This window comes from Paraburkholderia dilworthii (assembly GCF_000472525.1).
GTDB lineage: Bacteria > Pseudomonadota > Gammaproteobacteria > Burkholderiales > Burkholderiaceae > Paraburkholderia > Paraburkholderia dilworthii.
This window is the reverse complement of record NZ_AWZT01000002.1, coordinates 190528-217433: the sequence shown is the minus strand read 5'-3', so window position 1 is coordinate 217433 and position 26906 is coordinate 190528. Positions and strand designations below refer to the sequence as shown.

The following is a 26906-nucleotide window of genomic DNA, read 5'->3' as shown; positions in this document are numbered from 1 at the left end:
TAACGTGTTGACGTCACTTGTTGACGTCGCATATTGGCGTCAATTATTGGCGTTAATTATTGGCGTCAATTATTGCGTGCGGCGCCACGCCAGCCCCAATTCGCGCACATGGCAAAACGGCAACGAAGTCACCTTCGTTGCCGCTTTTTTTTTGCCCGATGAATGGGCCGACGAGGCGCCGCTTGAGTCGCTCTGGCCGCTTACGCAGTGCCTTTGCCAAACAGCGCGGATAGGCCGCCGAGCGCGCCGAGCACGGTGGTCGCGTTCAGCTTGCCTTCGGCCGGCACTTCGCCGTCCGGGGTCGCGGCGTTGACGACGTGCGGCAGGATCTGCGAGAGCAGGCCCGTGACCTGGTCCGGTTGCACGCCGGCTTTCGCTGCAAGACCGGTAACGGCTTCGGAACCGAGCACGCTATGCAGCGCGTCGGCTGCAATCGGCTGGTTCTCGCCATTGCTGACCCATGACGACACGACGTCGCCGAGGCCTTTTTCCTGAAAGCGCTGGATCAAGCCGTTCAGGCCGCCCGGCTGGCTATTGACGAATTCGAGTGCGGCTGCGACCAGCGCTTGCTGGCCGCCGCCTTCGGGCGTTTTGCCGACCAGGGAACCGAGGGTGTCGAGTAGGCTCATGACGGTCTCTCTTGAATGCCGACACGTCGATGACGAGCCGGCGGGTGATGCGCCGCGCGGCTGCGCGGCGTCGTGGAAAGGAAGGCGCCCGGCAAGGGCGTTGCCGATATGCTGGTCACGCGCCCGCTAGGCGGTGATTGCACGGCGAACCTTGCTTCGGGCGCTCGACCTTGCTGGTGAGTGAATCCTCTCGGACAGAGTGCGCTTACGTCAGTTCTCAGGCGCAAGTCCGCTCAAGCGCCGCCCGAAGCTGCCGCCGCGGACGCAGCCTTGCTCTTTTTCGCTTTCTTCTTCGATGCCTTCGCGCCGGATGCATCGGCAGGCGCGCTTGCCGAGGCCGCGGGCGCCGCGGCGGTTGTAGCCGGCGCCGATGCCGTTGCGGCTTCGGACGCGGCGGCCTTGCCCTTCTTCTTCGATGACTTCGAGGGCTTGGTACCCGATGCCTCGGCGGGCGCGGCGGGCGCGGCTGGTGTCGCCTGCGTTGCCGCAGGCGCGGCCTTCGTGCTGGCGGTGCTCGGCGCCTTCGTGGCGGGCTTCGCACCCGTTGGCGGCGTGGACGAGCCGTTGATCGTCAAGCCCGCCGCTTCGAGGTTCACGACCGACTTGTTGCCAATGCCTTTGACGCGCGTGGCCAGATCGTCGGCGTCCTTGAACGGACCGTTCTTCGTGCGTTCTTCGATGATCGCCTTTGCATGCGCGGGCCCGATGCCCTTGACCGATTCGAGCGCGGCCTGATCGGCGGAATTCACTTCGACTGCCGCCGCAAATCCAGCCGACAGCGACAACGCCAGGGCAACGCAAAGCATCACAAGCTTTTTCAGCATGGCAAGCACTCCATTGAGGGCAAAAAGTTAGCCGGGAACGGACGACGCAAGGTGGCAGCAGGCGCTGCGCTTAAGCATAGGACAAATGCGCGCCCTTATTTGCAACCGCCGACGATTTATACCGACCGATTGATGGCAAGTAAATCGCTGCGAACAATCTTTAAACCTTTTGCCCGGCAATAAGGCGGTTGTGAGCCGATTGCTCGCATCGCCGCAACCGCGAGGTCGCGTGAGAAATGACAGCACAGCGTACTTGACTTAGAGTGCACTCGAAGTCCTAACCTGAGTCCTGTCATGTCGAAAACGTCGAACGCACTCACTATCGGGCAGGTCGCCGACACCATCGGCGTCTCCACGCACACGCTGCGCTACTACGAGCAGGCCCGGCTGATTCGCGCGGTCGGCCGCACGCAGGCGGGGCATCGCCTGTATTCGCCGGCCGACCTCGACTGGCTGCAATTCGTGATGCGCCTGAAAGCCACCGGCATGCCGATCGCCGGCATGCAGGCCTTTGCGGCGCTGCGTGCCGAGGGTCAGCATACGATCGGGGCGCGCCGCGACATGCTGGTGGCGCATCGCGATGCGGTTCTGGCGCGCATCGCCGAGTTGCAGACCAACCTTGGCGCGATCATCGACAAGATCGCGTATTACGAAGGCGAAGCGGCTGGGCTGGCGCCCGCGGCGGATAGTCAGGCACGACAGATTGACGACACATCGTTCTCACACTCGGAAAGGGATTCATCATGGACCACGCACAAAACGACCGCTACACGCAAGGCTGGAACAAACTGAGGGAAATCGACGGCTCGGCCGGCGAGCAGGTGATCGCCGCGCTTGCGCCGATTGCGCCGGACTTCGGGCGTCTACTGATCGAATTTGGCTTCGGCGATATTTACAGCCGTCCGCACCTCGACCTGCGCGCGCGGGAAATCGCCACCATTGCTTCGCTCGCAACGCTCGGCTGCGCGCAGCCGCAGTTGAGGGTGCATATCGAAGCGGCGCTGAACGTCGGCTGCACGCGCGAGGAAATCGTCGAGGTCTTCATGCAGATGGCGCTGTATGCCGGCTTTCCGGCAGCGTTGAATGCGCTGTTCGCGGCACGCGAGATCTTCGAGCGTCACGATCAGGCATCGAAAGAGACGCAGTCAGAAACGGCTGCGGAGGTTGTGCGGGAGGCCTGAGCAGCAGCTCGGCCACGCGCGTTGCTTGTCTGCGCGGTTTCAGCGCCGGCGGTCCTTGTGTAAGAGGCAGATCTAAGCGCCGAACGGTGGGGCGGAGGCGTGCAACTGTGGCGTCAAGCGGTGGCATGAGCGTGCAGCTGTGCCGTCAAGCGATGGCGCGTCCGCCTTTAGCCTCAGCGTCAAGCCGTGCCATCCGTTCGCAGCGCCGCACTCGCGCGCATGTGCCGTTTGCTCACCACGCGCCAGTAAACCAGCAGGCCGACGCCGGCAATTGCGAGACTTGCGGTATTCGCTACCCAGAAGCCGCGTGCTCCCGTCAGCCATGACGGGATCGCGCCGGTCACATTGAAGCCTAGTAGATAACCGCCACCTAGACCCACACCCCACAGCGCGACCGCGTAAATCGCGGTCGGCACGACGGCGACCTTGTAGGCGCGCAACACGAACGCGGTGGTGATCTGCAACGCATCGAACAGGTGATAGCCGACGACGATCAGTACAAGCGGCATCGCCGCCGCCACCACTTGCGCGTTCGGCGTATAGCCTTCGATCACATACGGCCGCAGCACCAGCAGCACCGCGCCGTAACAGCAGGCGAGGGCGACGGCCATCATGATTCCGTGGCGTGACAGCGTGCGCGCAGCTTCGGGACGATGCGCGCCGAGCGCCTGAGCGACCAACGTCGACGAAGCGATGCCGATCGACAGCGGCGTCATATACAACACCGCACCGATGTTGCCGGCGATCTGATGCCCGGCGAGCGTCGTGGTGCCAAAGCGCGCGATGAAGAGCGCCATGAAGGTGTACGAAGTGACTTCGATCAGATACGACAGCCCCATCGGAATGCCGAGGCGCAACTGCGCGGCCTGACGCTGCCACACCGGCCAGCAGAAGCGCTTGAAGATCGCAAACGGCGTGAAGACGTCGACGCGCGTGAGCAGCAACATGCCCACGAGCGCGAGCCCCCAGTTGATCAAGGTGCTCGCAAGCGCGCAGCCGGGACCGCCCAGCGCCGGGACACCAAATCCGCCGAAAATGAACCACGTATTGAGCGGCACCTTCAGCAACAGCGCGCCGATCTGCAAAATCATCACGAGTCGCGGCTTGCCGACTGCATTGCTGATCGAACCGTAGACGCGAAACACAAGGCCCGCAGGCAGGCCGAACGCGAGTATCCGCAGATACGACACCGTCCGCTCGTGCAGCGCAGCGGGCACGCGCGCGAGTTGCAGCAGATGGCCGGGGAAGAACAGGATCAGGAAGCCGATCACCGTGAGCGCCAGTGCGAGCCATAACGCTTGCCGGACCTCCTCGCCGATCTCCCCATAGCGGCGTGCGCCGTACAGTTGCGCGGTGATCGGTTGCAGCGCCGTGAGAATGCCGGTCAAGCCGATATAGACCGAAATATAGATCGACGAGCCGAGGCCCAGCGCAGCTAGATCGACGGCCGAGTAACGCCCCACCATCGCCGTATCGATCACGCCGAAAGCGATGATCGCGAGTTGGCCGATCAGCACGGGCCACGCGAGTCCGGCGATTTTCCGTACGTCGGCGAGCATGTTCAGCCGGGCTTCTTGTGCCAGTTGCGCCGTTTGACAACCGGCGGCTTCGGACGGTCGATGCGCACATACAGACGGAAACGCTCGTCGCGGTCGGCCGCGCGGCGGCCTTCCCACACCAGCTTCCACATAAAGTCGGACATCGCGCTCGGCTCGCCGTATTCCTGCGTGTCCTGCCGCAGAATGACGTCGCAGTCCTGATCGAACGAAAAATGCATGTCGCCGAAATACGCGAAAGTCGCGATCTGCGCATTGCCGAGGCGCACCGGCGATATGCAGGTGTAGTCCTCGGGCAGATGGCTTGCGATCTGTTCGGCGACGTCTTTATAGGTCCGGCTGTAGTTGACGACCGGCAGCCACAAGGTCATCAGCAGCACCCACATTAACGTCGTGCCCGCGCTGGAAAGCACCACGCTGCGCCATAGCACCTTCGGATGGCGCGCGAGACGCCATTGCACCAGCACGAACCAGCAAACCGTAACGGCAACCGCGCAGATGAACGAAAGAATCTTGAACTGCGGCGCGAAGCCCGGCGCGAGACGCGCGAGGTTGCGCGCGAGCGGATGCGGGAAACCGGTCAATCCGGCCACATACACGAGCCACACGAAGCTGCCGAGAATCGTGAAGCTCAGCAATGCAAACCAGTCGATCGCGTTGATCGCGCCGCGTTTGAGCGTGGGCAACGCAAAGGTGGCGAGCACCGCGAGCGCCGGCAGCAGCAGCATATAAAGCCGGTTCGACTGATGGCTTTGCAGGATGACCAGCACCAGTAGCGGCCCGATCACCGAAAGCGGAATCGCGACGTGCGGCGCACGACGCAGACCCGACCAGCTGAACCATGCCCACAGCGCGAGCGGCCATGCAGGCCACGTGAAGAGCGGCAGATTCTTGAGCGCGTAAGCGGCGACTGAGCCAGGCGGGCCGGCGAACGAACTCAGGCTGACGTGCACCCATTGGTTCAGATACCAGACGGCATCGACGGGAAAGGCGGCCAGCGCGGCAATTGGCCATGCAACCGAAAGCGCGAGGGCGATAGGCAGACCCGCCAGCAGCAGCCACCGCGAGCGCGTCTCGCGCACGATCAACGTCATGGCGAGCGTGCCGAGCAGAAGAGCGCCGACCAGCACCGGGCTGCTCGCGAGTGTGACGAGGCCCATCGCGAGGCCCCAGATCGATGCGCCCTGAATCGGCTTGTCGATCATTCGTACGAGCCCGTAGACGAGCATCGCGATACATACGAATTGCGCCAACTGGGGCGTGGTCTCATGGCCCCGCTCGGCGAGGCCGAAGCAGGCGAGCAGAATCAGCAGGGCGCCGTCGGCTAGCGTGCGGCCATAATCGCGAGGTTCCGGTTCGCCGCCGAACGCGTACTTGAACGGCTGGACTTCGGCGCGTCGGCCGAGCAGGTAGGCGGCGTACCAGACGAATGCGCAGCCCGCGCAGAACAGCAAGCCCGTCACGACCCGGGACGCATTGCTCGCATCGACCCACGGTGCCAGCGCGCGGATCGCGCTGGCGCCGAGCCAGTAGCCAAGCGGGCCGTCTTCAGTCAGGTATTTGCCGACCAGATTGGGCAGGAGCCAGTCGTGCGCGCCGCCGTTCGCCATTGTCCACATCACGCCGAAGCCCGCTGCGTCCTCGTTCTTCCACGGATCGCGGCCGAACAGGCCGAACGACGCGTAGACGATACAGATAGTCAGCAGCAGCCAGCGTGGCAGCGCACTGGTCGCGGAAGCAGTGAGGCGAACGACAGGTCTCATGCGGTTTGGGATATTTAATAAGCGAAAGCCGGCACCGGACTGCGGGTCCGGCTGCAATGGCCCGGTTGGAGCATCCGGCATTGTAGTCGGGAGGCACTGTACGCGTCACGGCCGGTAATGGCCTGCAACGGCGTTGAGCATGCTGTTACACGATGCCCGGTTTGCATGGCGGGTGCGGTGGCTCGAACACTCGCGATCCGGCAGCCTGCACGCAGGCGACAAAAAGCGAAAAAAGGGCGGCAAAAAGGCGACAAAAAGGCGACAAAAAAGGGCAGCTCGCGCTGCCCTTCTTTTTTGCTGCTTCGCTGCCCACAGAACGTGGCCTGAATCGGCCGGGCGAGCCAAAGCGGCGGCTATTACTTCGCTGCTGCCTTGCCGGTAGCGCGCGAACCGAACTTCTTGTTGAACTTCTCGACGCGGCCTGCCGTGTCCATGATCTTTTGCTGGCCGGTGTAGAACGGATGCGATTCCGACGACACTTCGATCTTGGCGAGCGGGTAGCTCTTGCCGTTGAATTCGGCAGTTTCACGCGTCTGGATGGTGGAGCGCGTCACAAACCTGAAGTCGTTCGACATGTCGACGAACAGGACTTCGCGATAATTCGGGTGAATGCCTTCTTTCATGGTCTTTCCTTTAATCTGGCGGTAGCCAACCCGCGTGCGGCCGCTTTGCGCTGACCGCATCTAGGCGCGAGCCACTTGCCTATGGTCGAAAAACGGCGATTATGCCAGAAAATCAGTCGCTTGACGAATTCTGTCAGGTTTTTGCCGGCTTTTTGCCCGCATTTCGCTTATTGCAGCGGCGCGAACGTCAGGCCGACTCGCGCGGGGTCCTGACGATAATAGTGGGCTAGGAGCCGATATAGTTCCGGATACTCCGCCTCGAACGCGTGTGGCTTTACGAACAGCGCCTCACTGCATACCGCGAAAAATTCCGACGGGTGATCCGCGGCGTAAGGATCGATCAGCGACTCGCGCTCGAAGCGCGTCCAGCGGCGCTGCGGCACCGCGTCGACGCGGGCGCAGAACTGATCGTAGGCGGAGTCGAACACATCGGCCCACGCTTCGCCGTCGAGCGGCGCGTGCCAACGGCGCACGAGCGGCGGGTGGCCGTCGGCCTCGCCGTTCAGCATGTCGATTTTGTGCGCGAACTCGTGGATGACCACGTTGTACGCGTCCGCGCCGTCCGTCATCTGCGCGTCTTCCCACGACAGTACCACCGGGCCTCCTTCCCACGCTTCGCCGCTCGCGTCCTGTTCGACCTCGTGAATGACGCCGTCTTCGTCCTCGACGGTCTTGCGGATCACGAATTCGCCCGGATAGACGATCACGCCGACCCATCCGCGATACAGATCGAGGCTCAGATTCAGCACCGGCAAGCACGCCTGGGCCGCGATGGCGACGGTCATTGCGTCGGTCAACTCCAGATCATGCGCGGTCGAGAACTCCTTTTGCGCGATGAAAAGGCTGGTCAATTCGCGCAGGCGCGCGAGATCCGGCGCGTTCAAATGCGCGAAAAACGGCAAGCGGTCGAGCGTGGCTTGCCAGAGGGCGTCGCCAATCGCGTAGTCGCGCAGCGCGCGCTCGCGCCGGCGAGCGCCGAGCCATTGAGTGAGTTTCGAAAGCATCACCGATGAAACCGTTAGTCGATCTGTTTTTGCCACGCGGCAAAAATCCCGCCGCATATCGCAATGCCAATCAGGAAGTAAAAGCCGTCGAGCGAAGTGAGAAAGCTGGCCTGCCGCGCCACCGCCCGGCTGATTTCCACGACCGCGAGCGAATGCGCGTCCGACGGCGAATGCCCCGAGGCGGACAACGCGCGCGTGAGCGCCGCAAGCGAGTCCTGAAACAATGGATTGTACGGATTCACGAACTCCGCGAGGCGCGCTTGATGCAACGCCTGGCGATGCTGCTCGACGATGATCACCGACGCGGTCGCGAATGAGATCGTCAACTGCCGCACGACGTTCTTGAGCCGGTAGCCGTGCGTGAATTCTTCTATTGCGAAGATTCTGAACGTCAGATTGGCGACCGGCAGCACAATGAACAACAGTAGCAGGCCGCGCAACAGGAGCGGCCCGACAAGCGCCGATTCGCCGACGGACGGCGACATGCGGGTCATCCACGCGGCCGTGAGCGCGGCAATGACGAAGCCGGGCACGATGATCCATTTCTTGCGCGTCAGAAGTTTTGCGAAGCGCAGATAAACGAACAGGGCGCTCGCGGAAATCACCGAGGTTGTGCCGACGAGTTGTCCGGTGTTCTCGACCGGATAGCCGAGACCGCTCTCGAGGAAACGCGAAATAAGATAGCTAAAGGCGGTGGAGATGTAGTAGTAGAACATGTACAGCACGAGGCCGACCTGAAACACCTTTTCACGCAGTGCATGCAGGCGCATGAGCGGCGCGGGGTGATGCCACTGGTGATACGCGAACCAGCCGAGCGCGACGATGCCTGCGAGCGTCAGCAGGATCAGACTGGGCGATGCGCTAAATAACTGGAAACGCACCTGTTGCATGACGATTTGCAACGCGCCTTGCGCAAAGGCAAAGATGATGTATGGCCAGAAATGCGCTGAGCCTCGCTCTTCGGGCAAACGGTTGCCCGCGTCAGGCAGCGCGAGCAACGCGAGAGCGGCGAACAGCATGCCGGCGGGCGCAGTGCAGGCGAAGACCGCGCGCCAGCCGAAACACGCGATCAGCTGAGCGCCGATCAACGACGCGAGCGCGCTGCTCAATACGATCAGAATCAGGAATGCGCGGGTCGCAGCGGGGCGTTGTTTGGGCGTGAAGCTCATCTGGATCAGAATGCGGCAGGTGCCCATCATCGGGCCGATAAAATAGCCCTGAAAGCCGCGCGCGAACGCGAGTTCAACCGACGATTCACACAGCGCGGCGGCCACAGCGCCGGCGGCATAGAAAAGCATGCAAGCCGCGACGTAGCGCCGATAGCCGAAGCGCTCGACCCACCATTCCTGCTGCAGAATGCCGAGCACCGCGGCGACGGCGTACGCGCTCGAAGCCCACACGAGTTCGTCCGGCGACGCGTTCACGCCACCGGCGATATAGCTCGCAAAAAACGAAAAAGCCGAGTTGTCGAAGTAGTCGAGACCGGTGACGACCGCAAGCACCCACGGGAAAAAATCGCCGCGCAGCTTCTCCGCGCTTAGCCACGTGATGCGAGGCCGCGCAGCGCTCATGAGCGCTCGCGCGCCGTAGCGGCACGTGGTTTTTTGGCAGGCTTTGCAGCAGGCGCTGTACAGGCTTGATTGCGTTTGGCGGCTTGGGTGGCTTTGGCGGCTTGGGTGGCTTTGACTGCGTTGATGGCTGTCGGGGCCTTCAGGACATTTGCAGCTTTTGCGCCTTTCCCCAGCGCGTTGCGGCGCTGTTCCAGCAGGGTGTCCGCGTTCTCGCCCGCTAGGCGGCGCTTCAGGTAATCGAGGTCCGGGCCAAGTTCGCCGCGCAGCTTCAGCGCTTCCTTGAGCTCGCGGCGCATGGCCTGAATGCGTGCGTCGAGTGCGTCGACCTGTTCCGCGAGGGCGTCGTGAATCTGCTGTAGCGATTCAGTCGAAAAACGATGCCCGCCTTGGACCGGTTCGAGCGGCCGTTTGAGCATTTCGGTAATGCCATGCAGCGAGAAACCGAGCGAGCGCAGCCGCAGAATGCGTCCGAACTGCTGCAAGTCCTTATCGTCATAAAGACGGTAGCGGCCTTCGCTTCGAGCCGGCGAGACGAGCCCGCGCTCCTCATAGTATTTCAGTGTGCGCGGCGTGACGCCGAGGCGCTCGGCAGCGTCGCGTACGGTAAGCAGAGTAGGCGATTCATTCGACATAGGGGTTTGGCGCGCAGGAGGATCTCGCCCGATTCTACTTCAACGTGTACGTTCACGTACAGGTTGGCTGCATCGGCGTTAAAGTCACGCCCCCCGATACCGCTACACAATCGCAGGGCGAAAAAAAACCGCTCGTGGTGACGAGCGGTTTTTTATACAGCTTCGAGGCGCAGCTTTAGCTGCCGCCGCCACGACGCATCATGTCGAAGAACTCGGAGTTGCTCTTGGTCTGGCGGATTTTGTCGAGCAGGAATTCCATCGACTCGACTTCGTCCATGTCGTGAATGAACTTGCGGAGCACCCAGATTTTTTGCAGCACTTCGGGCTTGATCAGCAGTTCTTCACGGCGCGTGCCGGACTTGTTCAGATTGATCGACGGATACACGCGCTTTTCTGCAAGACGGCGTTCCAGGTGCACTTCCATGTTGCCCGTGCCCTTGAACTCTTCGTAGATCACGTCGTCCATGCGGCTACCGGTTTCGATCAGTGCCGTGCCGATGATGGTAAGCGACCCGCCTTCTTCGATATTGCGCGCCGCGCCGAAGAAGCGCTTCGGGCGTTGCAATGCGTTGGCGTCCACACCGCCCGTCAACACCTTGCCCGAAGCGGGCACGACCGTGTTGTACGCACGCGCGAGACGCGTGATCGAGTCGAGCAGAATCACCACGTCGTTCTTCATTTCGACGAGGCGCTTGGCTTTTTCGATCACCATTTCGGCGACCTGCACGTGGCGCGCGGCGGGTTCGTCGAACGTGGAAGCGATCACTTCGCCGGCCACCGAACGCTGCATTTCCGTCACTTCTTCCGGGCGCTCGTCGATCAGCAGAACAAACAGCACGACGTCCGGATGATTCTGCTTGATCGCATGCGCGATGTGCTGAAGCATCACGGTCTTGCCGGACTTCGGCGACGCAACGAGCAGGCCGCGCTGGCCCTTGCCGATCGGCGCGATCATGTCGATGATGCGGCCCGTGACGTTTTCTTCGCCACGCATTTCACGTTCGAGCAGCAGCACCTTGTTCGGATGCAGCGGCGTCAGGTTTTCGAACATGATCTTGTGCTTCGAGGCCTCCGGCGGCTGGCCGTTGACCTTGTCGACCTTTACCAGCGCGAAATAGCGCTCGCCGTCTTTCGGCGTACGCACTTCACCTTCGATCGTGTCGCCCGTATGCAGGTTGAAGCGGCGGATTTGCGACGGGCTGATGTAAATGTCGTCCGTGCTGGCGAGGTAGGAAGTTTCCGGCGAACGCAGGAAGCCGAACCCGTCCGGCAGCACTTCAAGCGTGCCGTCGCCGAAGATCGTGTCGCCCGTTTTGGCTCGTTTTTTTAGAATGGCGAACATCAATTCCTGCTTGCGCAGGCGGTTCGCACTTTCGATCTCGAGGCCATTGGCCATCTCGATCAATTCGGACACGTGCAGAGTCTTAAGCTCGGATAAATGCATACGGAGAACCCGCAGGAGAAGGTGCGACGAAATGGAATCTGGGAGGAGAAGTGAGCGGAACCGCTCAAGGACTTACACGTCTTTTCGACGTTTTGCGGATTCTAGCATAGCACACGCCAGTTTCCGCCAGTGGGGCGCTACGGCATCTTTCTTGTTGGAAACGTTGCCGACCGACAACAGGTGAACAACGGGGCGGACACCAACGCCGGCACCAAGGCCGACAACAGCACGGACAAGGCGCGCGCCGGTCGCGGTGGACCGCGCGGCGCGCCCGCGTGACCGATTTACAGGTTGCCGTCGAGGAATGCGGTGAGCTGCGACTTCGACAATGCGCCGACCTTCTGTGCGGCGACAGCGCCGTTCTTGAACAGGATCAGCGTGGGAATGCCGCGCACGCCGAATTTGACCGGCGTCGATTGATGTTCGTCAACGTTGATCTTCGCGATTTGCAGGCGATCGGCGTAATCCTTGGCGACTTCGTCGAGGATCGGCGCGATCATCTTGCACGGACCGCACCATTCAGCCCAGAAGTCGAGCAGCACGGGTTTATCGGATTTAACGACGTCCTGTTCGAACGATGCGTCGCTAATATGCTTGATTTGTTCGCTCATTGTATGAATACCTCTATCGGTTCGAGGCCCGCCTGAATTGCTCGCCACGATACGTCAAAACCTAGGGAAACTTCCGTTCGCTTAACCGCACTCCGAACCTCGCCACCTGCGCACGAAAAGTCAGGGACGATTCGGCATGGGCGGAAGGCTCGCGCTTGCGGGTCATCCGTACGGCAGTTTAGCTTAATTCGCTATGCGTTGCCGGGGGCGATAGTACTCATCAGGGGCAGTGGGGCCGACGGCTGCCGATGAAGTGCCACCGTGTTTCATCAACTGCGACGTAGCCTATGTGGAGGCTCGGCGAACAAACTCAAGTGGGCGGTGCGCGCGGCGTAGCAAGGCACGAACGGCGGTGATTCGGCGCGCGCTTACCGCTTTGGTCGCATTAACAGTCGCGCGACGAGCCAAGCGGTGATAGAATGTTTCGTGACGGGCCTCCTCGCATGGAGGGATGGTCAACCTGGTCAGGTCGGGAACGAAGCAGCCACAGCCGTTTTCCACCAGTGCCGAGGGTCAGGCTCGTCACCTTCCTCTTTGTTCGCTCTGTTTTCTTCCCTTTGCGTTTGCCTCGATCGCATCTTTTCAGGTGCCGGTTGGCTCTGCGCTGATCTCCTGCCATGCGTCTGCTCGCTGGTTCAGAGCCCTTTGCGGTACGGCTTTGCGCTCCTGCGCCTACGATCGGAAACGATACACGGCGTCTCCGCTCCTATTTTTTCCTATCGCACCATTAGCGACTTTCAATCGCGCGCTTTCACGCGTTCGCGCGGCGTCTCGAATCGGTTTTGCACGGCATTGTTACTGATACAATTTCCGGATGACCTATCAAGTTCTCGCACGCAAATGGCGGCCGAAAGATTTCGCGTCGCTCGTCGGACAGGAGCACGTGGTGCGCGCGCTCACGCACGCGCTCGACGGCGGCCGTCTGCATCACGCCTATCTGTTTACCGGCACGCGGGGCGTCGGCAAAACCACGCTGTCGCGCATCTTCGCCAAGGCGCTGAATTGCGAAACCGGTGTGACGTCGACACCGTGCGGCGTATGTCGTGCCTGCCGTGAAATCGACGAAGGGCGTTTCGTCGATTACGTCGAGATGGACGCGGCGAGCAATCGCGGCGTCGACGAAATGGCGGCGCTGCTGGAGCGTGCGGTGTACGCGCCGGTCGATGCGCGCTTCAAGGTCTACATGATCGACGAAGTGCACATGCTCACGAACCACGCCTTCAACGCGATGTTGAAGACGCTGGAAGAACCGCCGCCGCACGTCAAATTCATTCTCGCCACCACTGATCCGCAGAAAATTCCGGTCACGGTGCTGTCGCGCTGTCTGCAATTCAATCTGAAGCAGATGCCGGCCGGCCACATCGTTTCGCATCTCGAGCATATTCTGGGCGAAGAGAAGGTGCCGTACGAGGCGCAGGCGTTGCGCCTGCTCGCGCGCGCTGCCGACGGTTCGATGCGCGACGCGCTCTCGCTGACCGACCAGGCTATCGCCTATTCGGCTAATCAGGTGAATGAAGAGGCGGTGCGCGGCATGCTTGGCGCGCTCGATCAGAGCTACCTGATCCGTCTGCTCGATGCGCTCACCGAAGGCGACGGCGCGGCCGTGCTGTCCGTCGCCGATGAAATGGCACTGCGCAGTCTGTCGTTCTCCACGGCGTTGCAGGATCTCGCAAGCCTGCTGCATCGCATCGCGTGGGCGCAGTTCGCGCCGTCGTCGGTGTTGGACGAGTGGCCCGAGGCGGGCGACCTGCGCCGCTTTGCGGACACGCTCAGCGCCGAACAGGTGCAGTTGTTCTATCAGATCGCGACGATCGGCCGGAGCGAACTCGGTCTTGCGCCCGACGAATACGCCGGTTTCACCATGACGCTGCTGCGCATGCTCGCTTTCGAGCCCGCCCCCACGGGCGGCGGTGGTGGAGCGGCGGGGTCGGGCCGGCAAGCCGGTCAGACGGGCGCGAGCGGAGCGAAGCGGGCGGGTACGCCCGCGGTGGCGGCGGCGCAAGGAGCGGCGGGTTTCCCAGCTGAGCCGGTTCCGGAGGCAAAAGGTATCTCCGATGCTGCAGGTGCTGCGGGTGCCGTCGTGAGCGCGCCCGCGAGCGCCGCTCAGACGCAAGCTGTCGCAGGCGGCACACAGCCTGCATCTGGCCCCGGCGATGTCGCTGACGGAGCGGCTCGAAAGCCGGCACCGGCAAAATCCGATTTCGCCGTCGAAACAGAATCGGCGCCGAGCGCTGACGAAGCGAACGTCGCGCAGATGTCTGCGCGCGTCGATGTGCCCGCGCCGGCTGCGGGAACGTCCGCGGCTTCAGAAGGTACAACCGTGCTTGCGTTGGCTCCGTGGGACGATGAGCCGGCTGCGTCTGCCGCGAACGACGTGTCGGACACCAAAGCTGTCGACATGGCGGCTGGGTCCGCTTCAGCCTCCGCGGAACCCGCGTCTCGTCAAACCGCGCAAGTCACGCAAATAAAGCCGACACCCGCGCCGGATAGGCCCGCTGCGCTTGCATCCGAATCGACGTCCGAAGAAACAGCGTCCCCCGACAGCACGCCACCCGCCGCGCTCAGCGCGCCGGCTGCCGCCGCGCTCGCGCGCGCGAGCGAAGCGGCCTCGGCGGCTGATTCGAACGAAGCAGCCAAACCCGCGCCCGCGATGTCGCCCGGGACACCGCCGCGCCGCGCGGGCGGTGCGAGCGCTGCGCTCGACGTTTTGCGCAGCGCCGGCCTGAAAGTGTCGTCCGACCGCGGCCGCGCAAGCGCCGCGTCGACGGCGAAGCCTGCCGCTGTGGCAACGCCGAAGCCGGCCGCGCCGCGTGTGGTGGTGCCTGTGCCGACGCCCGGCGCACCGCGCGGCGCGTCACAGCAGGAGTCGGCAACGGGCGCTCGCGCGTCGGCAGCAACCGCAGCGGCGCGCAACGACTCGCAGTCAAACGGCTCGACGGTTCCGCCGTGGGACGACATGCCGCCCGACGACTATGTGCCACTTTCGGCATCCGACGACGGCTACTACGGACCGCCCGACGACAACTACATGCCTGTGTTCGACAGCGGTCCCGACGACGTCCGCGTGAACGCACCGGCGTCAACGCCCGCACCGGTCATCGATAAGCGTCCGCTGCCGGCCGCCGTGCCGCTCGATTCGCTCGGGTTCAAGGCCGACTGGCCCGCGCTCGCCGTCGATCTGCCGCTCAAGGGCATTTCGTATCAGCTCGCGTTCAACAGCGAACTGATGGCGCTCGAAGGCAACACGCTCAAACTGAATGTGCCGGTGCCGCAATACGCCGAAGCCTCGCAGGTCGCGAAACTGAAAAGCGCGCTCGCCGAAAAGCTCGGCCAGCATGTCGACGTCCTGGTGGAAGTCGGTCCGGCGCGCCGCACGGCAGCCGCTCACGACGCCGCTATGCGCGCACAACGCCAGCAGGAAGCGGAGCGCGAGATCGGCGCCGATCCGTTCGTGCAGTCGCTGATCCGCGAGTTCGGCGCGAGCATCGTGCCGGGCTCGATCCGCCCGATTAGTCCGCTTGGTCAGATCAATCCGGACACCGGCCCGAACGGCGCGTCCTCCGTTCACTGATTCACCGCGCCACAAGCACACCGGGGCGCGCGCGATTTCCGAATTCCACGCTATCAAGAAGGAGCATTTCCATGATGAAAGGTCAACTTGCCGGGCTGATGAAACAGGCCCAGCAGATGCAGGAAAACATGAAGAAGATGCAGGAGCAGCTCGCTCAGATCGAAGTCGAGGGGCAGTCGGGCGCCGGTCTCGTGAAGGTGACGATGACCTGCAAGAACGACGTGCGCCGCGTGTCGATCGATCCGAGCCTGCTCGCCGACGACAAGGACATGCTTGAAGACCTCGTCGCCGCTGCGTTCAACGACGCCGTGCGCAAGGCCGAAGCCACCGCTCAGGAAAAAATGGGCGGCATGACTTCGGGCCTGCCGCTGCCGCCGGGCTTCAAGTTGCCGTTCTGACGTACACCGGGAGCCGGAGCGGACTCGCCACGGTCGCTAACGCGGCCCCCGAATTAGAAGCGCCGGGTGACGGGCGCGGGTCGCAAGCGCCGAAGTCGCATTGTCCGGCCCACGTTTCGCCGGTCGTTGGCTTCGCGATGCAATCCGCGCCTGGGCGATCCGTCCGTGTGCCGGCGCGGCGCGATGGAAACCGATAGAACCTGAAAAAACCGATACGCGCAAACCGCATTACCAACCCGCCTGCCTGGGCATACCGAACCCGACGCCGATCCGCATGAAACAACCTTCCGCCTTGTCGGCGCTCGTCGAAGCGCTGCGCGCGCTGCCCGGAGTCGGGCCGAAGTCCGCGCAACGCATGGCGTACCACCTGATGCAGCACGACCGCGACGGCGCTGAAAAGCTCGGCCGCGCGTTGCTGTTCGCGACCGAGCATCTGCAGCACTGCGAGAAGTGCAATACCTTCACCGAAGCGCAGGTCTGTGAAGTGTGCCTGGACCCGGAACGCGATCCGACGCTGCTGTGCGTCGTCGAAACGCCCGCCGACCAGATCATGCTCGAACAGACCATGACCTACCGCGGTCTCTACTTCGTGCTGATGGGCCGTCTGAGTCCGCTCGACGGCATCGGCCCGAAGGAAATACATTTCGATCGCCTGGTCAGGCGCGCGTCGGACGGCGTCGTCAAAGAAGTCGTGCTGGCAACCAATTTCACCAACGAAGGCGAGGCCACCGCGCACTACCTCGGGCAGACGCTCAAGGCCCGCGGCCTCGCAGTCACGCGCCTGGCTCGCGGGGTGCCGGTGGGCGGCGAGCTCGAGTACGTGGACGCCGGAACCATCGCCCGCGCGATGCTGGACCGCCGCTCGATGTAGCCGCGCGGTGCGCGCAACGAAGACGCACCGCGGCGGATGTGGCGGCAGCGCGGGTGGCGCGGGCACAAGCAAGCCGGCGCACCAACAGAACAAAGGAGACTATGAGCGCAACTCCCCAATCAGGACCGACCGAGCCGAGCGCAAGCGCTAAAGGCAACGAACGCAATGAAGGCAACGAGGCCAATCGAGCCGCTCAGACGCCGCAACCCGCGCCCGGCCCGCTTGCCGGCGTGAAGGTACTGGAACTCGGCACGCTGATCGCGGGGCCGTTTGCCGCCCGCTTTCTCGGCGAGTTCGGCGCGGACGTGATCAAGATCGAAGACCCGAACGGCGGCGATCCGCTGCGCAAATGGCGCAAGCTGTATCCGGAAGTCGGCGGCACGTCGCTGTGGTGGGCCGTGCAGGCGCGCAACAAGAAGTCCGTCACGATCAATCTGAAGGCCGAAGAGGGCAAGGAGATCGTGCGGCGGCTCGCGCGGGAAGCGGATATCGTCGTCGAGAATTTTCGGCCTGGTTTGCTGGAGAAACTCGGGCTCGGCTATGACGCGCTATCGGCGGAAAACCCCGGGCTCGTGATGGTGCGTCTGTCCGGCTACGGCCAGACCGGACCGTATCGCGACCGGCCGGGCTTCGGCGCGATTGCGGAGTCGATGGGCGGCTTGCGCCATATCACCGGCTATCCGGATTTGCCGCCGCCGCGCATCGGCATCTCGATCGGCGATTCGATCGCGGCGTTGCACGGTGTGATCGGCGCGCTAATGGCGCTGCATCACAAGCAGGTGAACGGCGGCAAGGGGCAGGTCGTCGACGTCGCGCTGTACGAGGCCGTCTTCAACATGATGGAAAGCGTGGTGCCCGAATACGGCGTGTACGGCATGGTGCGTGAGCGCACCGGCGCATCGCTGCCGGGCATCGTGCCGTCGAATACTTACCCGTGCCGCGACGGCAGCATTGTGATTGGCGGTAATAGCGATCCGATCTTCAAGCGCCTGATGATCGCGATCGAACGAGAAGACCTCGCGAACGATCCTGGTCTCGCGCACAACGACGGCCGCGTGCCGCGCACGCAGGAAATCGACGCTGCGATTGCCGCGTGGCTCGCCACGCGCACCATCGACGAAGCGCTCGCGGTGCTCAACGCCGCCGACGTGCCGGTGGGCCGCATCTACAGCGTGGCCGACATGTTCACCGATCCGCAGTACATGGCGCGCCAGATGATTCAGCGCTTCAAGTGGCAGGACGGCCGCGAAATCACGCTGCCCGCGGTCACCCCGAAGCTCTCGGAAACGCCCGGCGAGACGCGCTGGCTCGGCCCCGAACTGGGTGAACATACGGATGAAGTCCTGCAATCGCTAGGTTATGATGCAGACCACATCGCAAGGTTGCATGCGCAACAAATTGTGTGAGCATACTGCGCGAGCAGCGCTTTTGGGCTGCGTGTGCGGGCGAGCCATGTGAGCAACGCATGTGAGCACCGCCCGCTGCGGCGAACAAATAAAATCGCAAGACCAGATTTTGCAAGAGCCTCGGAGACAACGAACATGCATCGCAGAAGCTTCCTCGCCGGTACCGCCGCGCTGGCTGGCGCCACACTGACGGCCACGCCGCTTGCTTTCGCACAAGGGAAACTGGAAACCACTAAGGTGGCCATTGCTGTCGGCGGAAAAAACCTCTTCTACTATTTGCCGCTCACGATTGCCGAGCGCCGCAATTACTTCAAGGACGAAGGACTCGACGTCGAGATCTCCGACTTCGCCGGCGGCTCGCAGGCGTTGAAGGCGGCGGTGGGCGGCAGCGCCGATGTCGTATCAGGCGCATTCGAGCACACGTTGCTGTTGCAGGCGCAGAAGCAGTCGTTCCGCGAATTCGTATTGCAGGGACGCGCGCCGCAGATCGTGCTTGCGGTGTCGAAGAAGACCATGCCCAACTACAAGTCGATTGCCGATCTGAAGGGCAAGAAAATCGGCGTGACGGCGCCGGGTTCGTCGACGGCGATCATGGCGAGCTTCGTGCTGGCCAAAGGCGGGCTGACCGCGAAAGACGTCGCGTTTATCGGCGTCGGCGCGGGCGCCGGTGCGATCGCGGCGCTGCAATCCGGCCAGATCGACGCGCTCGCCAATCTCGATCCGGTAATGACCAAGCTCGAACGCACTGGCGAGATTCGCATCGTCTCGGACACGCGCACGCTTGCCGACACGCGCAATGTGTTCGGCGGCGACATGCCGGCAGGGTGCCTCTATGCATCGCAAAGCTTCATCACGAAGAATCCGAACACCACCCAGGCGCTGACCAACGCGATGGTGCGCGCGCTCAAGTGGCTGCAGACGGCGACCGGCAGCGAACTCATCAGCACGGTGCCGGAAGGTTATTTGCTCGGCGATCGCGCGGTGTACCTCGACGCATGGCAGCATGTGAAGGAAGCAATGTCGCCCGATGGGCTGATGCCCGCCGACGGTCCCGCGACGTCGCTCAAGACCTTGCAGGCGTTCGACCCGGCAGTGCAGGGCAAGCCGATCGACGTGTCGAAGACGTGGACCAACGACTTCGTCAAGAAAGCACTGACGACCGTCAAGGCCTGAACCCAAGCCGCGCGCGGCGCTCCACACCGAAACCGATCCACCAAGCGAGTCGAACGATGACCGTTGCAGCCCTGGCGCTCGAAAACATCACTTGCACGTTCGCTGCGCGCGACAACCGCGCGCAGCGCTACACCGCGGTCAAGGACACCACTTTGCGGATCGCGCCAGGCGAGTTCGTTTCGGTGGTAGGGCCGACCGGTTGCGGCAAATCCACATTGCTGAACGTCGGCGCGGGTTTGCTCGGGCCGTCGTCGGGTACGGTCAGCGTGTTCGGCGAGCCGTTGAAGGGCATCAACCGGCGCGCGGGCTATATGTTCCAGGCCGATGCATTGATGCCGTGGCGCTCGGCTATCGACAACGTTCTCGCGGGTCTCGCGTTCCACGGCGTGCCGCCGGCGGAGGCGAGCGATAAAGCGGAAGAGTGGCTCAAGCGCGTGGGCCTCGGCGGTTTCGGCGACCGCTATCCGCATCAATTATCGGGCGGCATGCGCAAGCGCGTCGCGATGGCGCAGACGCTGATTCTCGATCCGGACATCATTTTGATGGACGAGCCGTTTTCGGCGCTCGATATCCAGACGCGTCAGCTGATGGAAAACGAATTGCTCGACCTGTGGGCAGCCAAACGCAAGGCAGTGCTGTTCATCACGCACGACCTCGACGAGGCGATCGCGATGTCCGACCGTGTGGTGGTCTTGTCGGCGGGGCCGCGCACGCATCCTATCGGCGAATTCACGATCGACTTGCCGCGTCCGCGCGACGTCGCGGAAATTCGCTCGCACCCGCGCTTTGTGGAACTGCACGCGCAGATATGGAGCGTGTTGCGTGACGAAGTGCTGAAGGGCTATCAGCAGCAACTGTCTGCGACCCCGGCTCAGTAAGAGCTAGTGACATCACGCGGACGGTTGTTGATGCTCCGGTTATTCTGCTTTCGGAGTAACGGGAAGCGCGCTCTAGGCGGCGCGCGTTTTCTGACAATGCGAACGCGCTCAAAAATGGCCGGGTAGAGGAGCCCCGAATACCCGGCTCACGCGTCGATGGGTTCATACGATCCGCCTCAAAGATAGTATTTCCAGATCAGCGTCGAGACGGTCATCGACACTGAGGCAACGATGAACACGCCGCAGACGACAAGCCGCGCGATGGAGCGCTGGTCGCCGATATACCGACTGCTTAGCGCGTACGCCGCCAGAATGGCCGGCGCCGTGAAATAGCGCCCTTGCACGCCGATGATGAGTTTCGCCGGTTGATCGGTCCACGTAATGAGCAACGCGACGAGAGTCAGCAAGACCGCAGATGCGGCGACGAGTAGCGGAACCGTTCGAGCGAAAGCGCCTACCCGTCGCGAGCACGAGAGTGCCAACGCAACGATCAGTCCGACGCCGGCCAGCTTGTAAGTTATCGGCGGCATAGGCCGGTCGAGCCAACCCAGCACGCCGACGAACTGGCGCCAGTATGAATCGAGGATAGCGGGATTGGACAGCGTGCGCCATACGACTTTCACGAGTTCGATTGGATGGTGCAGGTAGAGCGCTACTACCTGGCCGGTCGTGACCGAGCGCGGCCAGCGTAGATCGACTGTATGCGATGCACCGTACAACACCCAACCGACAGCCAGCAGTGCCGCAATGAGCGACGCGGCAAGCGCACGGCGATCGTTGCGCACGAGGAACACCACCGGCGCGAGAACGAGTATGGCGATCAGTTGCGGCCGGCTGGTGGAGATCATGAACGACGCTACGATCAGCAACACCGACCACCAGAGCGGGAACGGTTCTTCCTTCTCCATGCCGCGGCGGAACAGGCTGGCGGCGAGTACCGTCCACGCAAACGACATGCCGTCAGCCGAAGCACTCGACATCTGAAACATGGTCATTGGCAGCGCGAGAATGCAGATGACCAGTGCGTTTGGACAGAAGATGGTGAACGCATAGGCGATGATTGTCGCGATCGTGATCAGCGTCACGGCCCGCGCGAGCCGGTATGACGCACCGACTCCGAGATCGAGCGATTCACCGATCCGCAGGCCGATTGCTGCGGGTAGATAGCCTAGCGGGAAATACGGCGCCGCGCCGGCCATATCAACGTAATGCCGCACGCCGCTCCATCTGATCGCCGAGCCGTCAGCGGCTGTCTTCGCGTCGAAGCGCGCTTGTGGCTTCGTCGAAAGCGCCTGAAAGTTCAGGACCTGATACTGCTGCAAGGCGTCGTCAAAATATCCGCCGGTCGAGCGGCCCGGTTCCGTAACGGTTGGGCTAAGCGCTGACAGCAGATACGCGCGCTTGATGTGGTCGTTTTCATCCGGCGACTGCATCGGAGGAATCAGGGCGGAAAGGATTGCGCCTATAGCGACGATCGCAAAGAAAGTGAGTGCACCGCGAGATAGTCTGTTCATTCAGCTGTAGGGGAAATAATTTTGCCGGATGATAGCGCAATGCTGATTTTCGCTGGCTTTCACGTTTCAAATATTTGCCATACACTTTGCGGCAAACCGCTCCGGGATTCGCTCATTCATGAGCAAAATATTAGAAACGGTCTGCGCGAGTTCCTTATCCAGCGTGCGTTTGCTATGGGTTTAAATACTCTGCAAGGCTATCAGCAGAAGATCATCGCTGCCCGAAGGCTGTTCGAGCGCATTGCGTTTTACGTCTATCAATCGTCTAAGGCAAACCGAGTCATGTGGAAGACGTTGCGCCCCAACCGGGCGAATCTGGTGATCTGGCAATGGGTGTTGCTGGTACTCTGCTTCGTGCTCTGGTACGTGTTGACGAGCCCGACACTTTTGCCGGCGTTCTATTTCGACGATCCGAACAAGGCGGCTTTCTTCTTCGGCGAACCGCAAAAAGTGCTGCAGCGGATCTGGGAGTGGTTCACGACCGGCGAGATTTATCTGCACCTGTGGATCACCTTGCTCGAGACGGTGCTCGCATTTGCGCTCGGCACGGCGCTCGGACTCGGCGTCGGTTTATGGCTTGCACTGTCGCCGCTCGCGAGCGCGCTGTTCGATCCGTATATCAAGGCCGCAAACTCGATGCCGCGCGTGATTCTCGCGCCGATCTTCGGCGTGTGGTTTGGCCTCGGCATCTGGTCGAAGGTCGCGTTGGGCGTGACGCTGGTGTTCTTTATCGTGTTCTTCAACGTCTATCAGGGCGTGAAGGAAGTGAGCCCGGTCGTGCTCGCAAACGCGCGCATGCTCGGCGCGAACGGCAAGCAACTGCTGCGCTTCGTCTATTTGCCGAGCGCGATGAGCTGGGTGTTTTCGAGCTTGCACACGTCCGTGGGTCTCGCGTTCGTCGGCTCGGTGGTGGGCGAGTATCTCGGCTCGGCGCGCGGCGTCGGCTACCTGATTCTGCAAGCCGAAGGCACCTTCGACATCAATACCGTGTTCGCCGGCATTCTTGTGCTGACCGCGTTCGCGCTGATTCTCGACGCGATCGTCGGCGTGGGCGAGAGGCATCTGATGAAGTGGCAGCCTAAGACGGGCGATACGGAAAAGCTGTAGGAATCGCAAACGCCGCGCAAGAAAAAACAGCGTGTGGGCCAGAGAGCCACACGCTGTTTTTATTTTTGCGCAACGCTCGGTGAAGGCCAGTTCCAGGCCGCAGCCGCACGTTGGCTACAGACGCAGCTAGGGGGTAATCACCACTTTGCCGATCACGCGCCGCTCGGCCATATCTCGCAGCGCGCGCCCGGTTTCTTCGAGCGGATAGCGCGCCGACACGTAGGGCTTGAGCTTGCCTTCGCCAATCCAGCCGACCATCTGCTGGAAGGCGGCGTGATTGCGCTCGGCCTCGCGCTTCGCAAAATCTCCCCAGAACACGCCGACCACGCTCGCGCCTTTGAGCAGCGTCAGATTGAGCGGCAGCTTCGGAATTTCGCCGTTTGCAAAGCCGACCACGAGATAACGCCCGCGCCAGCCGATGCTGCGAAACGCCGGCTCCGTATATACACCGCCGACCGGATCATAGATCACGTCCGGACCTCGGCCGTCGGTGAGAGCCTTGATGCGCTCGCGGAGGTCTTCGGTGCTGTAGTTGATCGTCGCGTCTGCGCCGTGCTCGACGCATATCGCGAGCTTTTCATCGCTCGACGCCGCCGCGATCACGCGCGCGCCGAGCGCCTTGCCGATCTCGACGGCCGCAAGTCCCACACCGCCCGCTGCGCCCAGTACGAGCATCGTCTCGCCGGATTGCAGCGCGCCGCGATCCACCACTGCGTGATGCGACGTGCCGTACGCCAGCGTGAACGCGGCGGCGAGTTCCAGGTCCACTCCGTCCGCGAGCGGCACGCAGGCCGAGGCGCTCGCGAGCGCCTGCTCAGCGAAGCCACCCGAACCGGTGAACGCGACCACGCGCGAGCCCGGCCTGAACTGCGTGACGCCTGCGCCTACCGCGCGCACGACGCCCGCGACCTCCGAGCCCGGCGTAAAGGGCAGCGGCGGTTTGAACTGGTACTTGTTCTCGATGATCAGCACATCGGGAAAGTTGACGGACGCGGCCTTCACGTCGATCACGACATGGCCGGGCCCGGGCTCGAGGTCCGGCAGGTTCTCGACGGTGAGGCTTTCCGGCGGGCCGTATTGATTACAGCGAATCGCGCGCATCGTGTCTCCATTCGATCGGGGGTCGCAGTGACTTCGAGTGTAAATCATCCGCACGACCGTGCGGTTTGCTCCTTTGCGCGGCCGGACAACCCGCGTTAATGCACTTCATGCGGCACGTTCATGCGCTGGCATCGGAAGGCGGGCGCACGCGCTTCGCGAGGCTTGCGCAACACGCCTGCCGTGTCGTTCGCGCGCCTTCTTTCCTCGGTTACAATCGCCGCATGCGAATTCTACTCAGCAACGACGACGGTTATCTGGCGCCCGGCCTTGCCGCGCTTTACGAAGCGCTCAAGCCGCTCGCGGATGTGACCGTGATGGCGCCCGAACAGAACTGCAGCGGCGCGTCAAATTCCCTGACGCTGTCGCGGCCGCTTTCGGTGCTGCGCTCGGCCAACGGTTTTTACTACGTGAACGGCACACCTACCGATTCGGTGCACATCGCGCTGACGGGCATGCTCGACCACACGCCCGATCTGGTTGTATCCGGCATCAACAACGGCCAGAACATGGGCGAGGACACGCTTTATTCAGGCACCGTCGCGGCTGCGACCGAAGGCATCATGTTCGGCGTGCCGGCCATCGCGTTTTCGCTCGTCGACAAGGATTGGGTGCATCTCGAAGACGCAGTCCGCGTTGCTGCGGAAATCGTTGCGCATTACCTCGCGCATCCGTTGCCGGGGCATCCGCTACTGAACGTCAATATTCCGAATCTGCCGTATGAGCAACTCGGCGGCTGGTATATCACCCGTCTTGGCAAGCGGCATCCGTCGCAGCCGGTGATCCGCCAGACCAATCCGCGCGGCGAACCGATCTACTGGATCGGCCCGTCGGGCAGCGCGCGCGATGCGAGCGAAGGCACGGATTTCCACGCAGTCGCCAACGGCCATGTGTCGATCACGCCGCTGCAACTCGACCTGACGCATACACAAATGCTGCCGGCGGCGCGCGACTGGGCGCGCGCGGGCAGTCACGCTTCATGACGAGCGAGCGCGCAAAGCGCTTCCCGCTCGGCCTCGAGGATCTGGTGCGCGAGCCGCGCCGGCCCGAAGGCCGTCCAGGCGAAGTGCGCGCGGCGGCGCTTGCCGCGAGTGCGGCGCTCAATGTGCGGCAGCAGCCGGCGAAGAATCTGCAGCCGGGTCCGGCAGGCAAAGCGCAGTCCAGGCAGGGCCGAGCGCAGGCGCCGGTCGCAGCGAAGGCGCCGGGCGGCACGCAAGCGAGGCCACAGATCATCACGCCGCCGAAGCCGCTCGCCGCGCCCGCAGCGAAGGCGCCGACGAGGCCCATCGTGCAGAGCACGACTGCACGCCCAGCGTCTTCGGGTAACACACCGGCAGCGGCGCTATCGCCCGCGCGAACGGCGGGCAAACGCGCTGCACAGTCCGCGCCGCCCGCGAAAGCCGCAAACCGGCCGCTGGAGCGCAGTGCCGCGCCCAATGTCGCTTTGAACGGCGTCATGGCGTTGACATCGGAACGGGTTCGCGAACGCATGGTCGAACGCCTGCGTGCGAACGGCGTCACCGATCAGCGCGTGTTGAACGCAATGTCGGTCGTGCCGCGCCATATGTTTGTCGACCCTGGCCTCGCGGTTCAGGCTTACGAAGACGCCGCGCTGCCAATCGGGCATCACCAGACTATTTCGAAGCCGTCCGTGGTCGCGCGAATGATCGAGCTGGCGGCGGCAGGGCGCGCGCTGAACAACGTGCTGGAAATCGGCACCGGTTGTGGTTACCAGGCCGCCGTGCTGAGCCAGGTCGCGCGCGAGGTGTACTCGATCGAACGCATCAAGCCTTTGTCCGAGCGCGCGAAGACAAACTTGCGTCCGCTGCGAATTCCGAACATCCGGCTGCATTATGGCGACGGGCGTTTGGGTCTGCCGTCGGCGGCGCCGTTCGACGCGATCCTGATCGCCGCAGCGGGCCTCGACGTACCGCAAGCATTACTTGAACAACTCGCGATCGGCGGCCGTCTGATTGCGCCGGTCGGCTCGCAGGAAAGCCAGAGCCAGGTGCTGACGCTCGTCGAGCGTCTCGGGCCTGCGCAGTGGCGCGAATCGCGGCTTGATCGCGTTTTCTTTGTACCCTTAAAATCCGGAGTGATTTGACACCGATGAGTATGTTGCGCGCGATGCAAAGAACCAGCCTGAATGTCCCCATGTCCGTAACCCAGCGCAGCGTGTGCGTGCTCGCCTTGTCCCTGTTGATGACAGCCTGTGCATCGCGGCTCGATCAGGCGCCGGTCGTCGACCGCTCCGGTGGCAGCGTGCTCAGCACGCAAGGCACGCCGCAGCCGGCCGTGCCGCTCGGGCCGCCGCCGCCTGGCTACTACCGCGTGAAGCCGGGCGACACGCTGTATCGGATCGCGCTCGAGAACGGGCAGAACTATCGCGACATTTCGGCGTGGAACAATCTCACGAACCCGAACCAGATCGAGGTGGATCAACTGCTGCGCGTCGTACCGCCGGGCGCAAATACCGCCGCGTTGACGCCGGGTGTGGCGACTGCGCCTATCGGCAGCAACGGTGCCGTGCAAAGCGCGCCGCTCAACGGCACGTCGCCGTCCGCAGGTGCGGCTGCCGGTGTCGCCGCGCCGCCCATCTACGGTTCGACTGCGAATAGCGCTGCGCTCACGCCGCCCTCGGCTGCGAGCGCAGCGAGCGATTCGAGTGCAGGCGCATCGGGCAACGTGAACTTCTCGTGGCCGGTGCGCGGGCCGCTGCTCGGCACGTTTAACGATTCGACAAACAAGGGCGTCAATATTGGCGGTGCCGCCGGCGAGGCGGTCAAAGCTTCCGCCGATGGCCGCGTGGTTTATGCCGGAAACGGGCTGCGTGGTTACGGCAATCTCATTATCATCAAGCATGACGCAACTTATCTCACGGCGTATGCACACAACCGCGCTTTGATGGTAAAAGAGGGGGACGCGGTAACGAAAGGGCAGAAAATCGCCGAGATGGGCAACAGCGATTCAGACCGCGTCATGTTGCATTTCGAAGTTCGCCGGCAGGGTAAACCTGTCGACCCACTGAAGTATTTGCCGCCGCAATAAGCGA

At 62.8% G+C, this 26906-nt stretch carries 23 protein-coding genes, 1 other RNA gene and 1 pseudogene; 13 read left to right on the top strand and 12 right to left on the bottom strand.

Translation table 11 applies throughout. From position 1 onward, the window contains the following. Positions 1-200: 200 nt before the first annotated feature. Both F759_RS0104670 and F759_RS0104665 read right to left on the bottom strand, forming a co-directional pair. On the bottom strand, positions 201-737 hold the full coding sequence (locus F759_RS0104670; protein WP_407668518.1) for a YidB family protein: 537 nt from the start codon (positions 735-737) through the stop codon (positions 201-203). 125 nt (positions 738-862) lie between these two features. Further along, positions 863-1453 carry a ComEA family DNA-binding protein gene (locus F759_RS0104665; protein WP_027798826.1) on the bottom strand — a complete coding sequence of 197 codons (591 nt, stop codon included), beginning with the start codon at positions 1451-1453 and terminating at the stop codon, positions 863-865. Positions 1454-1747: 294 nt separating this feature from the next. On the opposite strand from F759_RS0104665, the gene F759_RS0104660 reads away from it, so the two are divergent. Together F759_RS0104660 and F759_RS0104655 are read left to right on the top strand one after the other, a co-directional pair. Then, the gene (locus tag F759_RS0104660) at positions 1748-2245 is read left to right on the top strand and encodes a MerR family transcriptional regulator (RefSeq protein ID WP_027798825.1); all 498 of its coding nucleotides are present in this window, start codon (positions 1748-1750) and stop codon (positions 2243-2245) included. Then, on the top strand, positions 2197-2634 hold the full coding sequence (locus tag F759_RS0104655; protein WP_027798824.1) for a carboxymuconolactone decarboxylase family protein: 438 nt from the start codon (positions 2197-2199) through the stop codon (positions 2632-2634). Before F759_RS0104660 ends, F759_RS0104655 begins: the two co-directional genes overlap by 49 nt. A gap of 179 nt (positions 2635-2813) precedes the next feature. Here the strand turns inward: F759_RS0104655 and F759_RS0104650 are convergent, their stop codons facing one another. From F759_RS0104650 to trxA, 8 genes and pseudogenes are all read right to left on the bottom strand, one after another. Next, on the bottom strand, positions 2814-4193 hold the full coding sequence (locus F759_RS0104650) for an MATE family efflux transporter (protein WP_027798823.1): 1380 nt from the start codon (positions 4191-4193) through the stop codon (positions 2814-2816). A gap of 2 nt (positions 4194-4195) precedes the next feature. Next, positions 4196-5953, bottom strand: coding sequence for an ArnT family glycosyltransferase (locus F759_RS0104645; RefSeq protein WP_027798822.1), 1758 nt, complete (start codon positions 5951-5953; stop codon positions 4196-4198). A gap of 356 nt (positions 5954-6309) precedes the next feature. Beyond that, positions 6310-6576: a type B 50S ribosomal protein L31 gene (locus F759_RS0104640; protein ID WP_027798821.1), complete on the bottom strand. Its 267-nt coding sequence runs from the start codon at positions 6574-6576 to the stop codon at positions 6310-6312. A gap of 167 nt (positions 6577-6743) precedes the next feature. Next, on the bottom strand, positions 6744-7580 hold the full coding sequence (locus tag F759_RS0104635) for a M90 family metallopeptidase (protein WP_027798820.1): 837 nt from the start codon (positions 7578-7580) through the stop codon (positions 6744-6746). Between the two features lie 14 nt (positions 7581-7594). After that, a complete protein-coding gene (locus F759_RS0104630; RefSeq protein WP_027798819.1) occupies positions 7595-9151 on the bottom strand; it encodes an MFS transporter in 1557 nt (518 codons plus the stop codon). 173 nt (positions 9152-9324) lie between these two features. Then, a pseudogene (locus F759_RS37225) lies at positions 9325-9783 on the bottom strand (MerR family transcriptional regulator); the annotation flags it as partial. 175 nt (positions 9784-9958) lie between these two features. Then, a complete protein-coding gene (gene rho, locus F759_RS0104620; protein ID WP_006048863.1) occupies positions 9959-11227 on the bottom strand; it encodes a transcription termination factor Rho in 1269 nt (422 codons plus the stop codon). Positions 11228-11511: 284 nt separating this feature from the next. Next, positions 11512-11838 (bottom strand): thioredoxin TrxA, encoded by a 327-nt coding sequence (trxA, locus tag F759_RS0104610; protein WP_006048864.1) that lies wholly within the window; start codon positions 11836-11838, stop codon positions 11512-11514. Positions 11839-12266: 428 nt separating this feature from the next. On the opposite strand from trxA, the gene ffs reads away from it, so the two are divergent. From ffs to F759_RS0104580, 7 genes are all read left to right on the top strand, one after another. Then, positions 12267-12365, top strand: an RNA gene (ffs, locus tag F759_RS40385) — signal recognition particle sRNA small type. Positions 12366-12652: 287 nt separating this feature from the next. Further along, positions 12653-15409 carry a DNA polymerase III subunit gamma/tau gene (dnaX, locus tag F759_RS0104605; protein ID WP_027798818.1) on the top strand — a complete coding sequence of 919 codons (2757 nt, stop codon included), beginning with the start codon at positions 12653-12655 and terminating at the stop codon, positions 15407-15409. Positions 15410-15480: 71 nt separating this feature from the next. Then, a complete protein-coding gene (locus F759_RS0104600; RefSeq protein WP_006048866.1) occupies positions 15481-15807 on the top strand; it encodes a YbaB/EbfC family nucleoid-associated protein in 327 nt (108 codons plus the stop codon). A gap of 274 nt (positions 15808-16081) precedes the next feature. Next, entirely contained in the window at positions 16082-16678 is a 597-nt protein-coding gene (gene recR, locus F759_RS0104595) for a recombination mediator RecR (protein ID WP_027798817.1), read from the top strand. Between the two features lie 101 nt (positions 16679-16779). Continuing rightward, on the top strand, positions 16780-18084 hold the full coding sequence (locus tag F759_RS0104590; protein ID WP_027798816.1) for a CaiB/BaiF CoA transferase family protein: 1305 nt from the start codon (positions 16780-16782) through the stop codon (positions 18082-18084). Between the two features lie 135 nt (positions 18085-18219). Then, positions 18220-19257: an ABC transporter substrate-binding protein gene (locus F759_RS0104585; protein ID WP_027798815.1), complete on the top strand. Its 1038-nt coding sequence runs from the start codon at positions 18220-18222 to the stop codon at positions 19255-19257. A 56-nt stretch (positions 19258-19313) separates the two neighbouring features. Then, positions 19314-20135, top strand: a complete 822-nt coding sequence (locus tag F759_RS0104580) for an ABC transporter ATP-binding protein (RefSeq protein ID WP_027798814.1) — start codon at positions 19314-19316, stop codon at positions 20133-20135. 176 nt (positions 20136-20311) lie between these two features. Here the strand turns inward: F759_RS0104580 and F759_RS0104575 are convergent, their stop codons facing one another. Next, on the bottom strand, positions 20312-21649 hold the full coding sequence (locus F759_RS0104575; RefSeq protein ID WP_084534197.1) for a DUF2142 domain-containing protein: 1338 nt from the start codon (positions 21647-21649) through the stop codon (positions 20312-20314). Between the two features lie 282 nt (positions 21650-21931). On the opposite strand from F759_RS0104575, the gene F759_RS0104570 reads away from it, so the two are divergent. Beyond that, a complete protein-coding gene (locus F759_RS0104570) occupies positions 21932-22756 on the top strand; it encodes an ABC transporter permease (protein ID WP_027798812.1) in 825 nt (274 codons plus the stop codon). Between the two features lie 126 nt (positions 22757-22882). Here F759_RS0104570 and F759_RS0104565 read toward each other — a convergent pair whose 3' ends face one another. Beyond that, positions 22883-23857 carry an NADPH:quinone oxidoreductase family protein gene (locus F759_RS0104565; RefSeq protein ID WP_027798811.1) on the bottom strand — a complete coding sequence of 325 codons (975 nt, stop codon included), beginning with the start codon at positions 23855-23857 and terminating at the stop codon, positions 22883-22885. 221 nt (positions 23858-24078) lie between these two features. Between F759_RS0104565 and surE the strand changes: the two genes are divergently transcribed. From surE to F759_RS0104550, 3 genes are read left to right on the top strand one after another with little or no spacing between them, the layout of a single operon-like run. Continuing rightward, entirely contained in the window at positions 24079-24837 is a 759-nt protein-coding gene (surE, locus tag F759_RS0104560; RefSeq protein WP_027798810.1) for a 5'/3'-nucleotidase SurE, read from the top strand. Further along, positions 24834-25958: a protein-L-isoaspartate(D-aspartate) O-methyltransferase gene (locus F759_RS0104555; RefSeq protein WP_027798809.1), complete on the top strand. Its 1125-nt coding sequence runs from the start codon at positions 24834-24836 to the stop codon at positions 25956-25958. The genes surE and F759_RS0104555 overlap by 4 nt, the downstream gene beginning before the upstream one ends. A gap of 5 nt (positions 25959-25963) precedes the next feature. Next, positions 25964-26902, top strand: coding sequence for a peptidoglycan DD-metalloendopeptidase family protein (locus F759_RS0104550; RefSeq protein ID WP_027798808.1), 939 nt, complete (start codon positions 25964-25966; stop codon positions 26900-26902). The last annotated feature ends 4 nt before the right edge of the window (positions 26903-26906 follow it).